Origin of the sequence: Paenisporosarcina macmurdoensis (assembly GCF_042658845.1) — a bacterium.
GTDB classification, from domain to species: domain Bacteria; phylum Bacillota; class Bacilli; order Bacillales_A; family Planococcaceae; genus Paenisporosarcina; species Paenisporosarcina macmurdoensis.
This window is the reverse complement of the sequence record NZ_JBHSRI010000006.1, coordinates 17,409-32,003: the sequence shown is the minus strand read 5'-3', so window position 1 is coordinate 32,003 and position 14,595 is coordinate 17,409. Positions and strand designations below refer to the sequence as shown.

Here is a 14,595-nt window from a genome sequence, read left to right as displayed (position 1 = left end):
ATTCAAATTCTTATTAAGATTCGTAAGCTGTTTGGACAGTAAATTAGCACGCAAAAAAGGCTTGGAGACATATGTCTCCAAGCCTTTTACTTATATGATCTTGTTGAACTAAAGCCCCTGTTAGCCATCCATGCAGCCAAAACTAGCGCTACACCACAGAGTATGAAAATGAGGAACATAATTAATTTTCATGGGAGTTTAATAAGGAATTTTATTATTTCTATACTTATCAACCAAATTTAGAAGTATTGAAATCACAATAATTGAAGCCACAACTATTAAAAAGGAATTTGTTATAAGGTTAAAATCTAATTCGTTTATAGTTTTTTTAACTTCACCGTCTATATTCAGATGAATAATAGTCAACCCGTTATACTCAAGCGTAAAGTATGAAATAATCAAACCTATAATTAAGCCACTAACTATCGAAATCCAACCTTTTTTCAAAAAAATCACTCCCAATCCTTTAACTACTTCGATATACCCTCAGATTCTACCTTCTTATTGAACTACCGCCTCGTTAGTTCCATAAGAAAAAGGCTTTACTCCTTCTTGAAGTAAAGCATCTGTTAGCACAATAAGTAGTTATTTACTCTGTTTATTGTTTTGGAAGTAATTTAGAAGTATTGTTGTTCCAATTAATATTTGGACAAGGCTTAAACCATAAGGGAACCATCCTCTTATATCATTAAGCACAGTGGCGAATTTGCCTGGAGGAGTGCTCCATCCTGACAGATTAGGCATATAAGTTGCTATTGATAAGTGCATAATGCCTAACAGAATTGTACCTGACAAGATTAATAAAGAACCTATAAGATAGTTCTGGTTTTCTTTCACATTACCCCTCCATTTTATATACAGTTATAAATTAACTTACATCTACCAATTCACTCTTGCACTAATCTACCCCGTTAGCCACCCATGCATCGCAATACCAGCGCTACACCACAGAGTATGAAAATGAAGAACATAATTGAATTTTCATGGGAGTTGAAGAAGAAATAAGAGAGGCATATTCAACACTCGCGCCCGATTGCATTAGACGGATCTGCACATCTATGCTTTGCGGACACTCCTATTTTACCTAGTTCTCCTTCACTAAATTTAAAATAGAGGCGTTGCATAAAGAAATTAATTCAATTAAGCCATATCCATTCACTACAACTAGAGCGTCTCATCCAATTTTTGAATCTTTGAGTGGGAAATTAAAAAAACATTGCCAAAAACGTCGATTTTGTCTTCCTTTACACGTACAGCGCAATCTTTGTTCGACGCATAAATATTTATTTCTTCCGATAGGAGAGATAGTTCGCTTTGAACCAGTGCAAAGTTATTTTCAAGATCAAAATGAGACAAGACGGAAAAATTGTCAAGACCGATTCCGTCGTAAACAGAGCTCATTTCAACTTTATATCCAAAGTTTTTCGAGCATAACCATTTAGCTGACATGTTAATTGCACCAGCGCTTGCTCCCATCACAACAGCGCTGCTTTTTTTAATCGAATCCGATAATTCATATTCCATCAAAAAAACATTTTGTTTAAGAGTATTCCCACCCAACAAGAAAATGACTGAAGCATTTTGAATTATCGTTCGGGCATCTTCCTTCTGTAAGCGATAATTTATTAAATGATATTCATCAAACATAATGCCTGCCTGGTCAAGCCACGAGCGTTCAGTAGCACCATCATCTTCATAAATAGATGGATTCGAGCTAATCATAGCAAGCGATTTTCTATCAGTTATATCCTCCTGTAACACCCTGCCCAGATTCTCTGGAAATAAATTGTTAAACCAACCTAAATAATAGTGAGTTTTCATAAGTACCCCCGTAGCGAAGTGTAAATTACATTTATTCCTTGCGTCACTCATTCTGTTTTCTTGTCACCAACAAAATACTCTCAATATGGCCCGATTGTTGAAGAGGATAGTACATATAAATTAATTAATTATCAATCTCAATTTTTTCTGCGGGGAGCGTTAAAATCGCTGGTTCATTTTGAGGTTTTCCAAAATCCCACCAGAAATGCGTTAATCCTTCTTGGATCAACGCACCCGTTAGCCATACATGTAGCCAAAACTAGCGCTACACCACAAAGTATGAAAATGAGGAACATAATTGAATTTTCATGGGAGTTAAAAACAGTATTATCTATACTCTAGAGAACCTCTGTAACCACGGTGTTATTTGGCACTATAATGTTAAGTCTAATATCATCTTTAGAATATATCATTCCAGCAATAGAATAGTCATATCCTTCTTTTTTCAAATCTTCTGCCACTTGTTCGTAGAACCCACCTTTTTTAGCAAGGAGTTCTTGAATATCATCTACTTCTTTTAGTAAGACATCATAGGCTTTTTCTTCTTTTCTTGAGTCCTGGGTATAGATAAACAATGCTACGACTAGTAAAACTAAACCAACTCCGATTATACGAACTTTCCCCAACTTCACACAGACAACTCCTATTGTGTTTTTAAAATGATATGTCTGAGTAAATGGGATTATCACGTTAACATTACCCCGAGAGAGGAATTATTGATTTCATATGAAAAGTTGCCCTTTTAAGGCAATTGGTTATTCACTAAAGCACCTCGTTACTTCAATACATTCTAGAAAAAAACGACGATAATTAGTAAGCCTATTCCGAGAAGGCTGCCGCCAATCAATTCAGAATTATTCCACAAAAAGGAAAATGTGCTTTTATTGTTAAAATCGTATGAAATAACTCTTTTTATTAACCATAATCCAAAAACAGTTAGGAAAATAAGTCCAAACATAAGTAACATTGGAGTATCTTTTATATATGTTTCAGTTTCCACTATAAATCCTCCCTATTTATGTAACTAAGCACCCGTTCGTTCTATACCTAGAAATTTTCGCTTATATCCCACTTTCCTCCTGAACCATGATAAGTTTCAACTGAAAGTTGATATTTTCTACTGCACTTTACACATTTAAAAGCGTGGAAAATATAATCCTTTGGGAAAGTCCCACCAGATTTCAAGTCTTCTATATCACAATTCCCTTCGGTAAGTACCAGTGTACCCTGGCTTATTATCAATTTAAGTTGTTCTAAAAGATTAAAGTATTCGTAAAGCGATGTTATTGATATTTTCTCATTAAAACCATCACAATTTAAACATTTCAATTTCTTCACCTTTTCAAAATGATTGATTTATTTTTTATCTTATTGTACTAAACTGCTTCGTTAGTTAATAATTTTAAAGTTTATTTTAACATAAATACCCAATAAACCTTCTTGAAATTAGAACCTCTATTAGCATACAAATTCAACTGACAATAACTTCTGTCATCCTTTTAAAAGGGATGCCAATTAGGGTGCTAATTTACCCTCAATTCGGTTTAAAACCCTTACAAATTAACAAAAAAAGGACACTCCAATTCGCATCTGGATTGGAGTGCGAATTGATGTGATAATTTACTTTTTGTACTCGAAAACAGAACCCGTTAACCTTCAAAGGTGATGTGCTTTTATTAATTATCTAAGAAATTGTCTTCCGTGAAAGGTTTCTCTGAATAAAAAGATGCTTAATTTATAGAGTATTATATACAGACTATATAACCATATAGCTGTAATATATATATTTGTAGGAAAACCTACAAAATTGGAGGTAGTTTACTTGATTATATGGACTACATATAAAAATTCTTCATTCTTTTTAAAAATGACAATTGGTTTCATACTTGGCATTTTAGTTGGGGTCGTATGGGGACCAGATGCCCAAGTATTTAAACCATTAGGCACGTTATTGATAAAAATGCTTAGCCTCATTGCTACGCCGGTTGTATTTCTCACCGTTGTCCTTGCAGTCATCCAAATGAATCCCTCACAATTAGGAAGAACAGGCGGCAAATTAATTCTCTATTATGCTTTAACCACCGCTGCAGCAGTTTTCATTGGACTCGGTCTTTCTTTATGGATTAACCCTGGCGAGTCCTTATCTCTTCCGAACGTGGAAGTGGATCAACCGGAAACCTTATCTCTTTCAAATGTCCTTTTAAATATCGTTCCTGACAATTTGTTTACAGCCTTTTCTACAGGTAATTTAATGGCCATCCTATTTTTAGCTATTATTATTGGCATTACTCTTTCAGGAATGCGTTTTTCAACGGATGAAAAGCTTCAAAAATACGGAAATGATTTGCAATCCTTACTTGACGCAGCGAATGTACTCTTCTTCCGCATCCTTAAAGGAATTTTACTTTATGCCCCAATTGGTATTTTCGCCATTGGAGCCACTTCTTTTGGAACGCAGGGTTGGGATACCATTACCTCATTATTAAAGTTTACAGCCGTATTTTATCTAGGAGTAGCTATCCTTTGGCTCGTCGTATATTGCGGTATCCTTAAAATTTATAAAATTCCCGTTCGAAACTTCTTTAGAAACACTAGAGACGCCTATACTTCTGCATTTTTCACTTCAAGTAGTATTGCGACACTTCCTATTGCCATGGAGAATGGGAAAAAAGCCGGTATTTCGGAGAAAATGGTCAATTTCAGTTTACCTTTAGGTGCAGTGTTTAATTCCGACGGGGGAGCATTACGAATGGGCGCCTCTATTGTTTTTGCAGCCAACATTGCTGGTGCTAATTTTTCTCCTATGGAATTTTTTAACCATCGTATTCATTGGTACATTACTTTCAATTGGTACTGCCGGAATACCCGCAGCAGGGCTCGTAACACTTACCGCCGTATTAACCATGTTTAATCTTCCCCTGGAAATTGTAGCTTTAATTGCAGGTGTGGATGTGCTGATAGGAATGGCTGGTACAGCTTCAAATGTGGTGGGTGATTTGGTGGGAGCTGCAGTTGTCGATCAATCCGAAAAAAATCAACAAGTTAAAACAGAAGTTATAAATCAAATGTAGTTGCCCTCTTTGTGAGGAAAATCGTTTGAGCATGTGCACTCTAGCTGAAGTCTTAACTATTTTGCTAAATCTTAAATTTTAAATCTTGGCTGAAATGTAAATACAATTGATTATAGAAAAATGAGCCTGGAAATGCATTTCCAAGCTCATTTTTTCATGTCTTTTTCACAAAAGCACCCGTAGTTGAAGAAGAAAAAACTATTTATTTTTAATTTCTTCCAATAGATTAATGACCTTTTCATTTTGTTCAATTATTGTGAGATTTTGCTTCTTAATTTTGTGAAGTCAAACAAATACACCACTAAGATTGCAACTACTAGGAATTCCATAAGATCACCTCAAACTTTATTTTTATCTAAATTGCACCTTTTTCTCTTCAACAAACCTGCATCGTTAGTTCAATAAGAAAAAGAGTTACTTAAGCAGACCGAAGACCTTCAACTAAAGCACCAGCTAGTGAATAAGAAATTTTAAAGGTAAATTATTCTAAGTTTTTTGTCCTACTTAATATCTCTGAAACTCCTATTGCAATACTTGCATTAAGCATTGCGAATATAGAACTAATCATTGTTGTATCATTAAATTCACCAATAAAATTCATTACAAAAAATATGAAACTATAGATAAAAACAAGTATGCCAAAAATAAGTAAAAATTTGTCCAATATTATCACCTCAAACCATTATTTCTTCACTAAACTGCCCCGTTAGCCATACATGTAGCCAAAACTAGCGCTACACCACAGTGTATGAAAATGAGGAACATAATTGAATTTTCATGGGAGTTAATTTACCTATGAGGGCTTTTTTATTATATTAAGAGCTTCGTCCATATTACTGAACAGTCTTTGATTTAATAAGAATCATTTTCAAGGATCGAGAATATATAGTGATCCTCCCAAATTCCATTGATTTTAATATAATCTCTAGCTAGCCCTTCTAGAACAAAACCCACTTTTTCCAACACTCGTGCTGATCCTATATTTCTTGGCATAACACCCGCTTCAACCCGATGAAATCCTAATTCCTTAAACGCCTTATCAAGTATTAATCTGACAGCCTCAGTAGCATATCCTTTCCCATAATGCGCCTTATCCAATGAATAGCCCAATATACATTTTTCAGCTGCACCCAATTTATACAGACCGATCATGCCTATGAGCTTGTTAGTGTGGATTTCAAATATGCCAAAGTCGTAACGGCTGCCTTGTTTCTTTGCCTGCTCCCAACCTTCAATTAATTTCAAATGAGCATCAAGTGTATAAAACGTATCCTCTTTTGATACAGGTGTAATCGCTTCAAATATCTTTCGATTGGCTAGGTTTAATTCTAATAAGGACTCGGCATCATCTGTAGTGAATTCTCTTATATATATGTTCCTTTTTTGGTGTCCCACTTATAAATCCTCCTTGTACAACTCAACTGATCAACGATGTATATATACATTTGTTCCTATTGTCACCAAGGATGAGAGTTCAGTTACGTCATCATTAAACATTCTTATACACCCATGCGAAACCTCTTTACCTATTGATGATGGATCGTTTGTTCCGTGAATTCCGTAATGCGGCTTAGACAAACCCATCCAGAGAACCCCAAAAGGCCCTCCCGGATTATATTCTTTATTAACAATCATGTAATTACCAGTTGGCGTTGGTGTCAACACTTTTCCGATAGCTATCGGATACATCTTCAATAATACACTTGCATCATAAAGCTTAAGCTGACGTTTACTTACTGAAACATCAATCCAAATAGTAATGGTCCCATCTCCCGAAGAATGTCTTACATTAGGTATATGGAAAAGTAGGCGAACATGACATTAAAACACATTATATGGTGGCGATGCACACACCCGATTTATAAGAATTAAAAAAGCACCACAGGAATGCAGCGCCAATTGATTTTAATTATTTCCTCTGTCTTCATCTATTTTGTCCCTTAAACCGCCGTCTTCACGCAGCACATACTTCCCAATTTTCCCCGGTTCTGAAAGGATTGCCATACCTTTTATCACATGTTGTGAAACTTTCCCGGCGTTGTTTGTATAGTCTACTTGTGCAGTAAAGTCATAATTCTTAGGTGACGACTCGTTTTCACTTTGAGTCACTTGTATATCACTAATTTTCATTGCATACCGATCATTTTCGTCATAGCCTAAATATCCATAGTGATAACGAAAAGCAATAGAATTAGAAATAAGGGTATCATAAGCATAGTCCATGAAGTAAGTTCCATATGTTCTTTTCACTAAGTCCTCGTAGGCAAGCCATTCAGGTGAGTCCTCAAGTAGAAAGCCCACTTCAGGGGAGCTTTGACGAATTTCAGTCATTTTTTTATCGATATTTTTGACAATGAGCAAGTATTCTTCATTAGGAACTGTAAATTCCGATTCAAGAACAGTACGAACTGTTTGTTGATTATTAAATTCTGTAGATCCATTGTCCTCAGATATTTTCTCCATTAGACCACCGACATCGCGGATTGAATATTTCCCGATTTTTCCTACTTCTGAAAGAATCGCCATTCCTTTTATTTCGTGTTGCGTAACTTTCCCATCGTTGTTTGTATAGTCTACCTGAGCGATAAAGTCATAATTCTTAGGTGATGACTCGTTTTCACTTTGAGTTACTTGTATATCGCTAACTTTCATTTGATAACGTACTTGCTCCTCTTCCGTTCTAAAGTGGAACTGGAAAGCCTGATTTGTAGGAATAAGGTCATCATAAGCATAGTCCATAAAGTAGGGTCCATATGTTTTTTTCACTAATTTCTCGTAGGCAATCCATTCAGCAGAGTCCTCTGGCATTCCGAAGCTACTTCCTTCTGGTAAGCTTTCTCTTATTTCATCCATTTTTTTATCGATGCTTTTTTGGATTAGAATATATTCTTTATTAGGAACCGTTAATTCCGATTCAACAACAGCACGAACTGCTTCTTTATTTTTATCTGCTGTTGAAGCAACCACTTCTTTTTGCTGTTCAGTCTGTTCTATCGAAAAGAACGCAAAAAGAAAACAAGAGCTAATCAAGAGAAAGATGCCGGCTATTTTTAGTTGTTTATTATACATAGTAACCTCCCTGATAATTTGTGTTTTGTTCAAATCATCACTTTGTTCATTGTAATACGTTGTAAAAACTGAAAAGTTTCATTATTCCATCTTTTCCTTTACTTACATATTCATATAAGGAAAGCTTTAATAAAACTAAAAATGACTACCAATTCATATGCGAATTGGTAGTCATTTTTTTGCTCCTATTAAGAAACCTGGTACTTATTAAAATAAAATTCTTACTTTATTTTTTTGAATAATGTTAAACAATAAAGGGCAGCGATACCAACTAATACGTAAACAACTCGTGCGAAGACACTATCCATGCCGCCAAATAGTCCGCCTACCAAATCCCATTGGAATAAACCAAACAACAACCAGTTTAACCCACCAATAATAACTAATAATAGTGCAATTGAATTTAAACTTTTCATGGTTCTATCTCCTTTCGTACAATATTTGTATATCTATTGTATAACCAATATGAATAATTCTAAACATTCTCACTTTAAATAAATATATGTAAGTAATCATCTTTTATTCGTCACATAGAAAATCACTCATCATTATTGATTCCCTGTTTAATCAAATCTATACGCAGATGGCGTTTTGCCGGTTGCCGCTTTAAATTTGGCATTGAAATACGTTTGGTGTGTGTAACCAGCTAATCTTGCTACTTCTTCAAGTGGTGCTTTCGTTTCTTTTAATAAGCGTTTGGCTTCTCTTATGCGAATTTCATGCAACGTGTCTCGAAATTTCTTTCCGGTGCTTTGAGAAAATTTTCGACTCAACGTACTTTTATTTAAATGGAGTGCCTCTGCACAAGTGGCTAAGTTCCAATTTGAATCCCAATAATTTGATTCCATCATCGCGCGAACCTTTTCAGAGAAATTGGAGATGCCTTCATCAGGGAAACTTGTCTCATTCATTAATTTAGAAATGAAATCGCCTAGTTTTTGAATAATGTGATACATAACAGGCTCCCGAACAATGTCTTGAAATAAACGATGATATTGTTTTTCGATTGTTTCATTGTTTATCGACTTTGCAATCATATATCTTCGCATTTGTGCCAATACACTTGTTAAACGGATACGTACCATTTCTGGGTCTGGATACGGTGATTCAAGTGTTAGAAAATCTTGCTCTAACCACTCACGAATCGCTTTTAATTTCTTCTTTTCTAGCATCTCAATCCATGTTCGCTGTTCCAAAGGAGACAAAAATGGATCAAGGTCTCTCCATTTTAAGTCGGACAACTCTACTGATAAAATATCGTAGCCGTCATAAAAAATACGTTCTTGAAAACGGCGCATTTTTTGGTATAAGTCACGCGTGCTTTTTCCTTCAGACGATTCGTACAGATAAATAGAGAGTAACGTTTCAGACTGACTTTTCCATGAAGCAAAAAAAGCACGGTAGCTATCTTGAAGTTCTTCATGTTCGACCAATTGATGGATGACGAGAATAAAATCCGAGAACGGGAAAACATGAAAAGTTGTAGGAAACGAAAATCCTTCTAATGTTCTTACTAATTGAGAACCTACTTCAACAGTTGAAGGGACTATCGCACTCATTAATACAGGCGTATTTGGGTAAGTTTCAGTTACTAATAAATCCTCATATGTCAGGTTCAATTCGGAAGCTGATTTAAGTTGAGGAGACACCTCTCGTTCATTGCGCAAACGAAAACGGGCTTGTTGAACATGTTTAATCAAGTGTTCGGGTTGAAACGGTCGGAATAACAAATCTTCCGCTTTATGTTTAAGTGCTCGATACGCTGTTTGGAATGTTCGCTCAGAAGAAATCCCAAGCCACTGCACTTGTGGAGGTAAGAAAGAGGGTTGTTGTGATTCCCACAAATCAAGATCCACAATTAAGAAATCAACAGCGTATTCTTTCACATGTTTTGAGAACTGTTCCACATCTTCCACAACTTCCACTTTGATATCTCGGAGTTGTGAAGTGATGATCCACTTTAATCCTTGTCCTTCGAGCGGAACCTTTGTGAGAATTAGGATATTCATCAAATTCATCCACTCCTTCTAGAGCTTCCTCGTAATAAATGAGCCCAGTGTTAATATCGCAAAAGCAACAGAGAAAAAGATAACGAGTGTGCTGATTTCAATCGATTCGTTGCCGAACATATGATAAACAAAAATGATGAAAAATAGTGTAATGATTAACATGGTTGATCCGTAGGCAAAGAAATTCCGAACATTGACACTCGTTCGTTCATCCGTATCAGGAATTTTTGACCGGCCCAAGAAAAATAAGAAAATCGCTAATATGACACCATAAACGATGTAACCAATTAACACCGGCAAAACTGGCATTCCTTGAATCGAATAGGTGATGCCAATTCCAATCGCTGCTCCCACCATTACTGAAATAAAGCTCCACACTTTAAATTTCGTGTTGTTCATTTGTCTGCCTCCTTCAACTCAAAAATTTCATCGATGGATACTTGAAAGTAGTTCACTAGCTTTAGTGCCAATTCCAAACTCGGATTGTATTTGTTATTTTCAATGGCTGTGATAGTTTGACGCGTAATTTGTAAGTCCATCGCCATTTGAACTTGCGTAATTCCACGGGCAGTTCGTATGTCTTTTATTCGATTTACTACTGGCAAAGTTCGCCCTCCTTATGTAAAGAGTTCTTTACATATATAGTAAATAAAAGCCCGCTTCATGTAAAGAGTTCTTTACATGAAGCGGGTCATATTTAGTAGTTATCCTCTTTTATTGAACGACATTGCCAAATGCTTTTAAGTTCCCACAGTTATGACGACATTTCCCTTCTTGTGTCCTTTCTCGACATATCTATGAGCTTCAACTATTTCTTCAAACGTATAGCACCTGTCAATAACCACTTTTAACTTCCCCACCTCAACAAGTTCTTTGAGGAAGTTTAGAGCTTCGGAACTTTCAGGTGAATTTTGACTCAAGACTAGTTTTTTGTTAGTTGTTAATTTCGTCCATAGCATTGGAGGATCTGGTAACGGTGTAGTGGTATTTATATAGGTTCCGTCCTTTTTTAGCGATTTCATACAAGCTGTAAACGAACTCTTGTCTACCGCTTCAAAAATCACATCATACGTTTCCCCTGTACTCGAAAAATCTTCTGCCGTGTAATCAATTACCCGATCTGCCCCCAGAGATTTTACCAATTCTAAATTCGTGGTACTGCAAACCCCTGTTACGTTTGCTCCGAAGAACTTTGCAATCTGCACAGCATAAGTTCCAACACTTCCTGAAGCTCCATAAACAAGAACCTTTTGACCACTTTGAATATTAGCTTTTCTAAGAAAATGCAAGGCTGTTCGTGCGCCGATGGGAATGGCAGCTGCTTCCTCAAAAGTGAGATTGGAGGGTTTAAGACTGACTGGTCCTTCTTCAGGCAGACACTTATATTCGGCATAGGCACCAAAACCCACTAGGGAAGCAGCATAAACCTGATCACCTTTCTTAAACAGCTTGACATCTTTACCTACAGACTCCACTTCACCAGCTAACTCCATCCCCAATATCTCTTTTTTGGGTTGTCTGAAACCAAGTGCGATTCGAGCAGGTAGCCAAAAAGCGGGAGGAACTGTAAAACTTCGTGACCGAATATCTGCTACTGTTACGGTTGTCGCTTTTATTTTTATTAGTATTTCATTATTCTTAGGAGTAGGTTTTTCTACCTCTTTCAGTTGCAGAACGTCGGGGGGACCGTACTTTGTGTAGACAATTGCTTTCAACTATTCTCCTCCCATTGCTTCTATTCATTATTATCATACGAATAATACGAATAAATAGAACGATGGTTCATTCTTCAAGTAGTGTTCTACAACTCGCCTTGTCTCAATAAAGCAATTTAATCACTAATATTAGTCACAAGCTTTTGATCCACATACAGTTTGATTGATTTTGGAACTTCCACATATAAGACTGGCAAATATTCACTAAACTCGCCGTAATTGTGTTCTAATTGGAATTTACGATTAATTGGCTCGTAATCATAAAACAACAGATTAAGGTTCGTTACTGATGACTGAACTCCTATTTCCAACGTATCATTTTTCCACTCTATTTTAACTTGATCTAAGTTCGTCTCAATTTCATATTGATTATATAGCACCATGCTTTTATAGAGAGAAGCTTTAACGACCGATTCATTATTATCGGTTCTTTTAATGACGAGACTCAGTGGCATTTCTTCAAAACTTTTTGTAGTAATTTTAAATACACCATCATTTACTGGATGTGACCATGTTTCAATGATACTGCTATCATCCATTTCTTCAGCACTACCTGCAGTAAGTAAACGATAGTTTTGTTTCTTCTCATTCACTTCTTTGCTCGTTAACGCCGTGACACTTTCAGAGGAAACCGGGAAAGCCCACGTCCAAACTGTTGAGGCTAATAAAACTACAACATAAACCATCAGTAACCGAATATTCACTCTTGATGAAAGTTTAGTTTTACTGGTTTTTACGTTTGGACGATTAAAACGTAGAATGGCGATAACAATGGATACTATGATTAAAATCGGCATTAACGCTACAAGAATCATGAATGCACCTCCTGATTTTTATTGAAGAACCAAGATGCACTAAAGGCAAGTAGACAAATGCTAATTATTTTTATAATAAAAATAGAAATGGATTCTTCTGCGAATATAAATTTTCCTATAGAATAATAAAGATTCACTTGACTGAAACTATTAAATACCGCAATGAAAGCTACGATTGCTATTATTCCGAAGACAGTAAATAACTTATTAAATTGTAGAACAGAACCAATAAAGTAAGCTAAAATGCCCGACAATAGAACATATCCAAATATATTAATTATGCTAGCGAATTGGTCCATATAAGATAAATTAACATCATAAATAGCTTCTACTTGAAGTATTTGGTAAACGATTTTTAATACATTAATTCCCATATAAGAAGTCAAAGTTCCTAAGATTGCAAGAAATCCGATATAAACGCCATTTGCCAAATGTCTACTCCATCTAGTAGACACGAATGTAAAATCATCATTTTTATATGCTGTTGTTGAGATTAAAACGCTATTCGTTATAATCCACAAAATGGTCATCACCGCGAGTGCTGTTCCACTAAAAAAAGTAAACGAATAGTTTAATGACATTGAACTTCCACCCACCATGCCAGAGCTTCCGCTCGCAGCTATAAATAAACCGATTAGTTGAAGGACCATTAACGTCTGGAGTATGCCCGTATACGATTTAACTTTATAAATAACCTGCTTCTTTACTACTTCATACAACCTAACTTCCTGTAAAGACACGATCAATTCCTCCTTCTGTTGGAGCAGTTACGTACACGAAAGCTTCGTTTGCTGAAAGATTCGTAAACGTTAAGTCTGGGTGTTTACTTTGGAAAACATTCCCGCTCATTTTGACGACGGCCATCACAAACCCAGGCATCGTTTCGGTATATGAAAGTTTTTCATGCATCAATATAAACCGGTCAACTGCCCCTTTTTCCCCTTTAACTCCTATCACACTTTCTTTTAATTCAGAGACGGAAGTGTGCAAAAATGCATGTTGTTGATGAATAATCAGCACATCTTCGAGTAAGTTCTCGATTTCATCTAAGTGATGACTCGATAGTAAAATCGTTCTCGGGAATGCCAAGTAATCTTTTAGTAAAGCTCGATAAAAATCTTTTCGAACAGCTGCATCCATTCCGGTTGTTGGTTCATCGTAAATAGTCAGCGGACATCTTGCGGCAAAGCCGATAATGGCATGGAACGTGCTTAACATACCTTTTGATAGATTTTGCACATACGCCTTTTGCGGCAGTTGGAAGTACGCCATTAATTCTTTTGCTAATGAGTCATTCCAATTCCGATAAAACATGGAGAATGAATCGAGCAATTCTTCTAAATCCAGCGAAGTAGGCAAGTTCATTTGATCATCAATAAAAATCGTATTTGCCGATACTTTTAAACTGTTGAAAGGATTTTCATCCATAACACGAAGTTCTCCAGTCGTTTTCTTTAAATATCCGGCAATTAATTTTAGAAAGGTCGTCTTGCCAGCACCGTTTCTTCCAATTACACCTGTAATTGTATTTTCTTTAATGACGCAACTTAAGTTCGACAACGCATGCGTAGAACGATATTTTTTCGATAAATTCTCGCATTTAATCACTAAACTTTCCCCCGTTCATTATTCAATTTCTCCCTCTTTAACATGTCGATTAATTCCTCAAAAGGCACTTCTAAATGATCAGCTTCATCGACGATGCCTTTTACCAAAATCGATAATTTTTCGCTTTTTCGCTTGGCTAAAATGATGGTTCTCGCATTTGAAGTAACGAACATGCCCAGTCCTCTTTTCTTATATAAAATGTCATTGTCCAATAAGATTGAAAGACCTTTTCCAGCAGTTGCTGGGTTAATCGTGAATACGTCTGCGAGTTGATATTGAGAATACATTTTGTCATCTGGCTGAAACTGGCCGCGGAGAATTTCATTTTCAAGCCATTCTGCCACTTGGACATAGATGGGGAGATCTGAGTCTTCATAGAACTTCACATAAGCGCCTCCCTTCTTTACCTTTTTCTAGTGCATTACTGTTGTAATGTACTATATGCCATATTTTGAATTTTTGCAACAAAAAAACAACTTCTTTTTTG

The 14,595-nt window shown here is 36.0% G+C and carries 19 protein-coding genes; 2 read left to right on the top strand and 17 right to left on the bottom strand.

Annotation, left to right across the window (positions count from 1 at the left end; all coding sequences use genetic code 11):
* Positions 1-198 precede the first annotated feature (198 nt).
* From ACFPYN_RS06035 to ACFPYN_RS06015, 5 genes are all read right to left on the bottom strand, one after another.
* Positions 199-447 carry a hypothetical protein gene (locus ACFPYN_RS06035; RefSeq protein WP_377733111.1) on the bottom strand — a complete coding sequence of 83 codons (249 nt, stop codon included), beginning with the start codon at positions 445-447 and terminating at the stop codon, positions 199-201.
* Between the two features lie 138 nt (positions 448-585).
* Positions 586-837, bottom strand: a complete 252-nt coding sequence (locus ACFPYN_RS06030; RefSeq protein ID WP_377733110.1) for a hypothetical protein — start codon at positions 835-837, stop codon at positions 586-588.
* A gap of 327 nt (positions 838-1,164) precedes the next feature.
* Positions 1,165-1,821 carry a Type 1 glutamine amidotransferase-like domain-containing protein gene (locus tag ACFPYN_RS06025; protein ID WP_377733109.1) on the bottom strand — a complete coding sequence of 219 codons (657 nt, stop codon included), beginning with the start codon at positions 1,819-1,821 and terminating at the stop codon, positions 1,165-1,167.
* A 338-nt stretch (positions 1,822-2,159) separates the two neighbouring features.
* Positions 2,160-2,453 carry a hypothetical protein gene (locus ACFPYN_RS06020; protein ID WP_377733108.1) on the bottom strand — a complete coding sequence of 98 codons (294 nt, stop codon included), beginning with the start codon at positions 2,451-2,453 and terminating at the stop codon, positions 2,160-2,162.
* Between the two features lie 158 nt (positions 2,454-2,611).
* Positions 2,612-2,821: a hypothetical protein gene (locus ACFPYN_RS06015; RefSeq protein WP_377733107.1), complete on the bottom strand. Its 210-nt coding sequence runs from the start codon at positions 2,819-2,821 to the stop codon at positions 2,612-2,614.
* 822 nt (positions 2,822-3,643) lie between these two features.
* Between ACFPYN_RS06015 and ACFPYN_RS06010 the strand changes: the two genes are divergently transcribed.
* Both ACFPYN_RS06010 and ACFPYN_RS06005 read left to right on the top strand, forming a co-directional pair.
* Positions 3,644-4,732 carry a dicarboxylate/amino acid:cation symporter gene (locus ACFPYN_RS06010; protein WP_377733106.1) on the top strand — a complete coding sequence of 363 codons (1,089 nt, stop codon included), beginning with the start codon at positions 3,644-3,646 and terminating at the stop codon, positions 4,730-4,732.
* The gene (locus ACFPYN_RS06005) at positions 4,614-4,892 is read left to right on the top strand and encodes a cation:dicarboxylate symporter family transporter (protein WP_377733181.1); all 279 of its coding nucleotides are present in this window, start codon (positions 4,614-4,616) and stop codon (positions 4,890-4,892) included. Before ACFPYN_RS06010 ends, ACFPYN_RS06005 begins: the two co-directional genes overlap by 119 nt.
* 852 nt (positions 4,893-5,744) lie before the next feature.
* On the opposite strand, the gene ACFPYN_RS06000 is transcribed toward ACFPYN_RS06005, so the two are convergent.
* The 12 genes from ACFPYN_RS06000 to ACFPYN_RS05945 all read right to left on the bottom strand — a co-directional run bounded on the left by ACFPYN_RS06000 (position 5,745) and on the right by ACFPYN_RS05945 (position 14,494).
* Entirely contained in the window at positions 5,745-6,287 is a 543-nt protein-coding gene (locus ACFPYN_RS06000; protein WP_377733105.1) for a GNAT family N-acetyltransferase, read from the bottom strand.
* 30 nt (positions 6,288-6,317) lie between these two features.
* Complete coding sequence (locus ACFPYN_RS05995; RefSeq protein ID WP_377733180.1) at positions 6,318-6,653, bottom strand: L,D-transpeptidase; 336 nt, start codon at positions 6,651-6,653, stop codon at positions 6,318-6,320.
* Between the two features lie 144 nt (positions 6,654-6,797).
* Positions 6,798-7,961, bottom strand: coding sequence for a hypothetical protein (locus ACFPYN_RS05990; protein ID WP_377733104.1), 1,164 nt, complete (start codon positions 7,959-7,961; stop codon positions 6,798-6,800).
* 221 nt (positions 7,962-8,182) lie between these two features.
* The gene (locus ACFPYN_RS05985; RefSeq protein ID WP_377733103.1) at positions 8,183-8,377 is read right to left on the bottom strand and encodes a DUF378 domain-containing protein; all 195 of its coding nucleotides are present in this window, start codon (positions 8,375-8,377) and stop codon (positions 8,183-8,185) included.
* Between the two features lie 147 nt (positions 8,378-8,524).
* Positions 8,525-9,970: a response regulator transcription factor gene (locus tag ACFPYN_RS05980; protein WP_377733179.1), complete on the bottom strand. Its 1,446-nt coding sequence runs from the start codon at positions 9,968-9,970 to the stop codon at positions 8,525-8,527.
* 18 nt (positions 9,971-9,988) lie between these two features.
* Positions 9,989-10,369 carry a hypothetical protein gene (locus ACFPYN_RS05975; RefSeq protein ID WP_377733102.1) on the bottom strand — a complete coding sequence of 127 codons (381 nt, stop codon included), beginning with the start codon at positions 10,367-10,369 and terminating at the stop codon, positions 9,989-9,991.
* Complete coding sequence (locus tag ACFPYN_RS05970) at positions 10,366-10,575, bottom strand: helix-turn-helix transcriptional regulator (protein WP_377733101.1); 210 nt, start codon at positions 10,573-10,575, stop codon at positions 10,366-10,368. The genes ACFPYN_RS05975 and ACFPYN_RS05970 overlap by 4 nt, the downstream gene beginning before the upstream one ends.
* 135 nt (positions 10,576-10,710) lie before the next feature.
* Positions 10,711-11,685, bottom strand: coding sequence for an NAD(P)-dependent alcohol dehydrogenase (locus ACFPYN_RS05965; RefSeq protein ID WP_377733100.1), 975 nt, complete (start codon positions 11,683-11,685; stop codon positions 10,711-10,713).
* A 116-nt stretch (positions 11,686-11,801) separates the two neighbouring features.
* Positions 11,802-12,500: a hypothetical protein gene (locus ACFPYN_RS05960; protein ID WP_377733099.1), complete on the bottom strand. Its 699-nt coding sequence runs from the start codon at positions 12,498-12,500 to the stop codon at positions 11,802-11,804.
* Positions 12,497-13,240: a hypothetical protein gene (locus ACFPYN_RS05955; protein ID WP_377733098.1), complete on the bottom strand. Its 744-nt coding sequence runs from the start codon at positions 13,238-13,240 to the stop codon at positions 12,497-12,499. The genes ACFPYN_RS05960 and ACFPYN_RS05955 overlap by 4 nt, the downstream gene beginning before the upstream one ends.
* The gene (locus ACFPYN_RS05950) at positions 13,221-14,108 is read right to left on the bottom strand and encodes an ATP-binding cassette domain-containing protein (protein WP_377733097.1); all 888 of its coding nucleotides are present in this window, start codon (positions 14,106-14,108) and stop codon (positions 13,221-13,223) included. The genes ACFPYN_RS05955 and ACFPYN_RS05950 overlap by 20 nt, the downstream gene beginning before the upstream one ends.
* The gene (locus ACFPYN_RS05945; protein WP_377733096.1) at positions 14,108-14,494 is read right to left on the bottom strand and encodes a GntR family transcriptional regulator; all 387 of its coding nucleotides are present in this window, start codon (positions 14,492-14,494) and stop codon (positions 14,108-14,110) included. Before ACFPYN_RS05945 ends, ACFPYN_RS05950 begins: the two co-directional genes overlap by 1 nt.
* Positions 14,495-14,595: the final 101 nt, after the last annotated feature.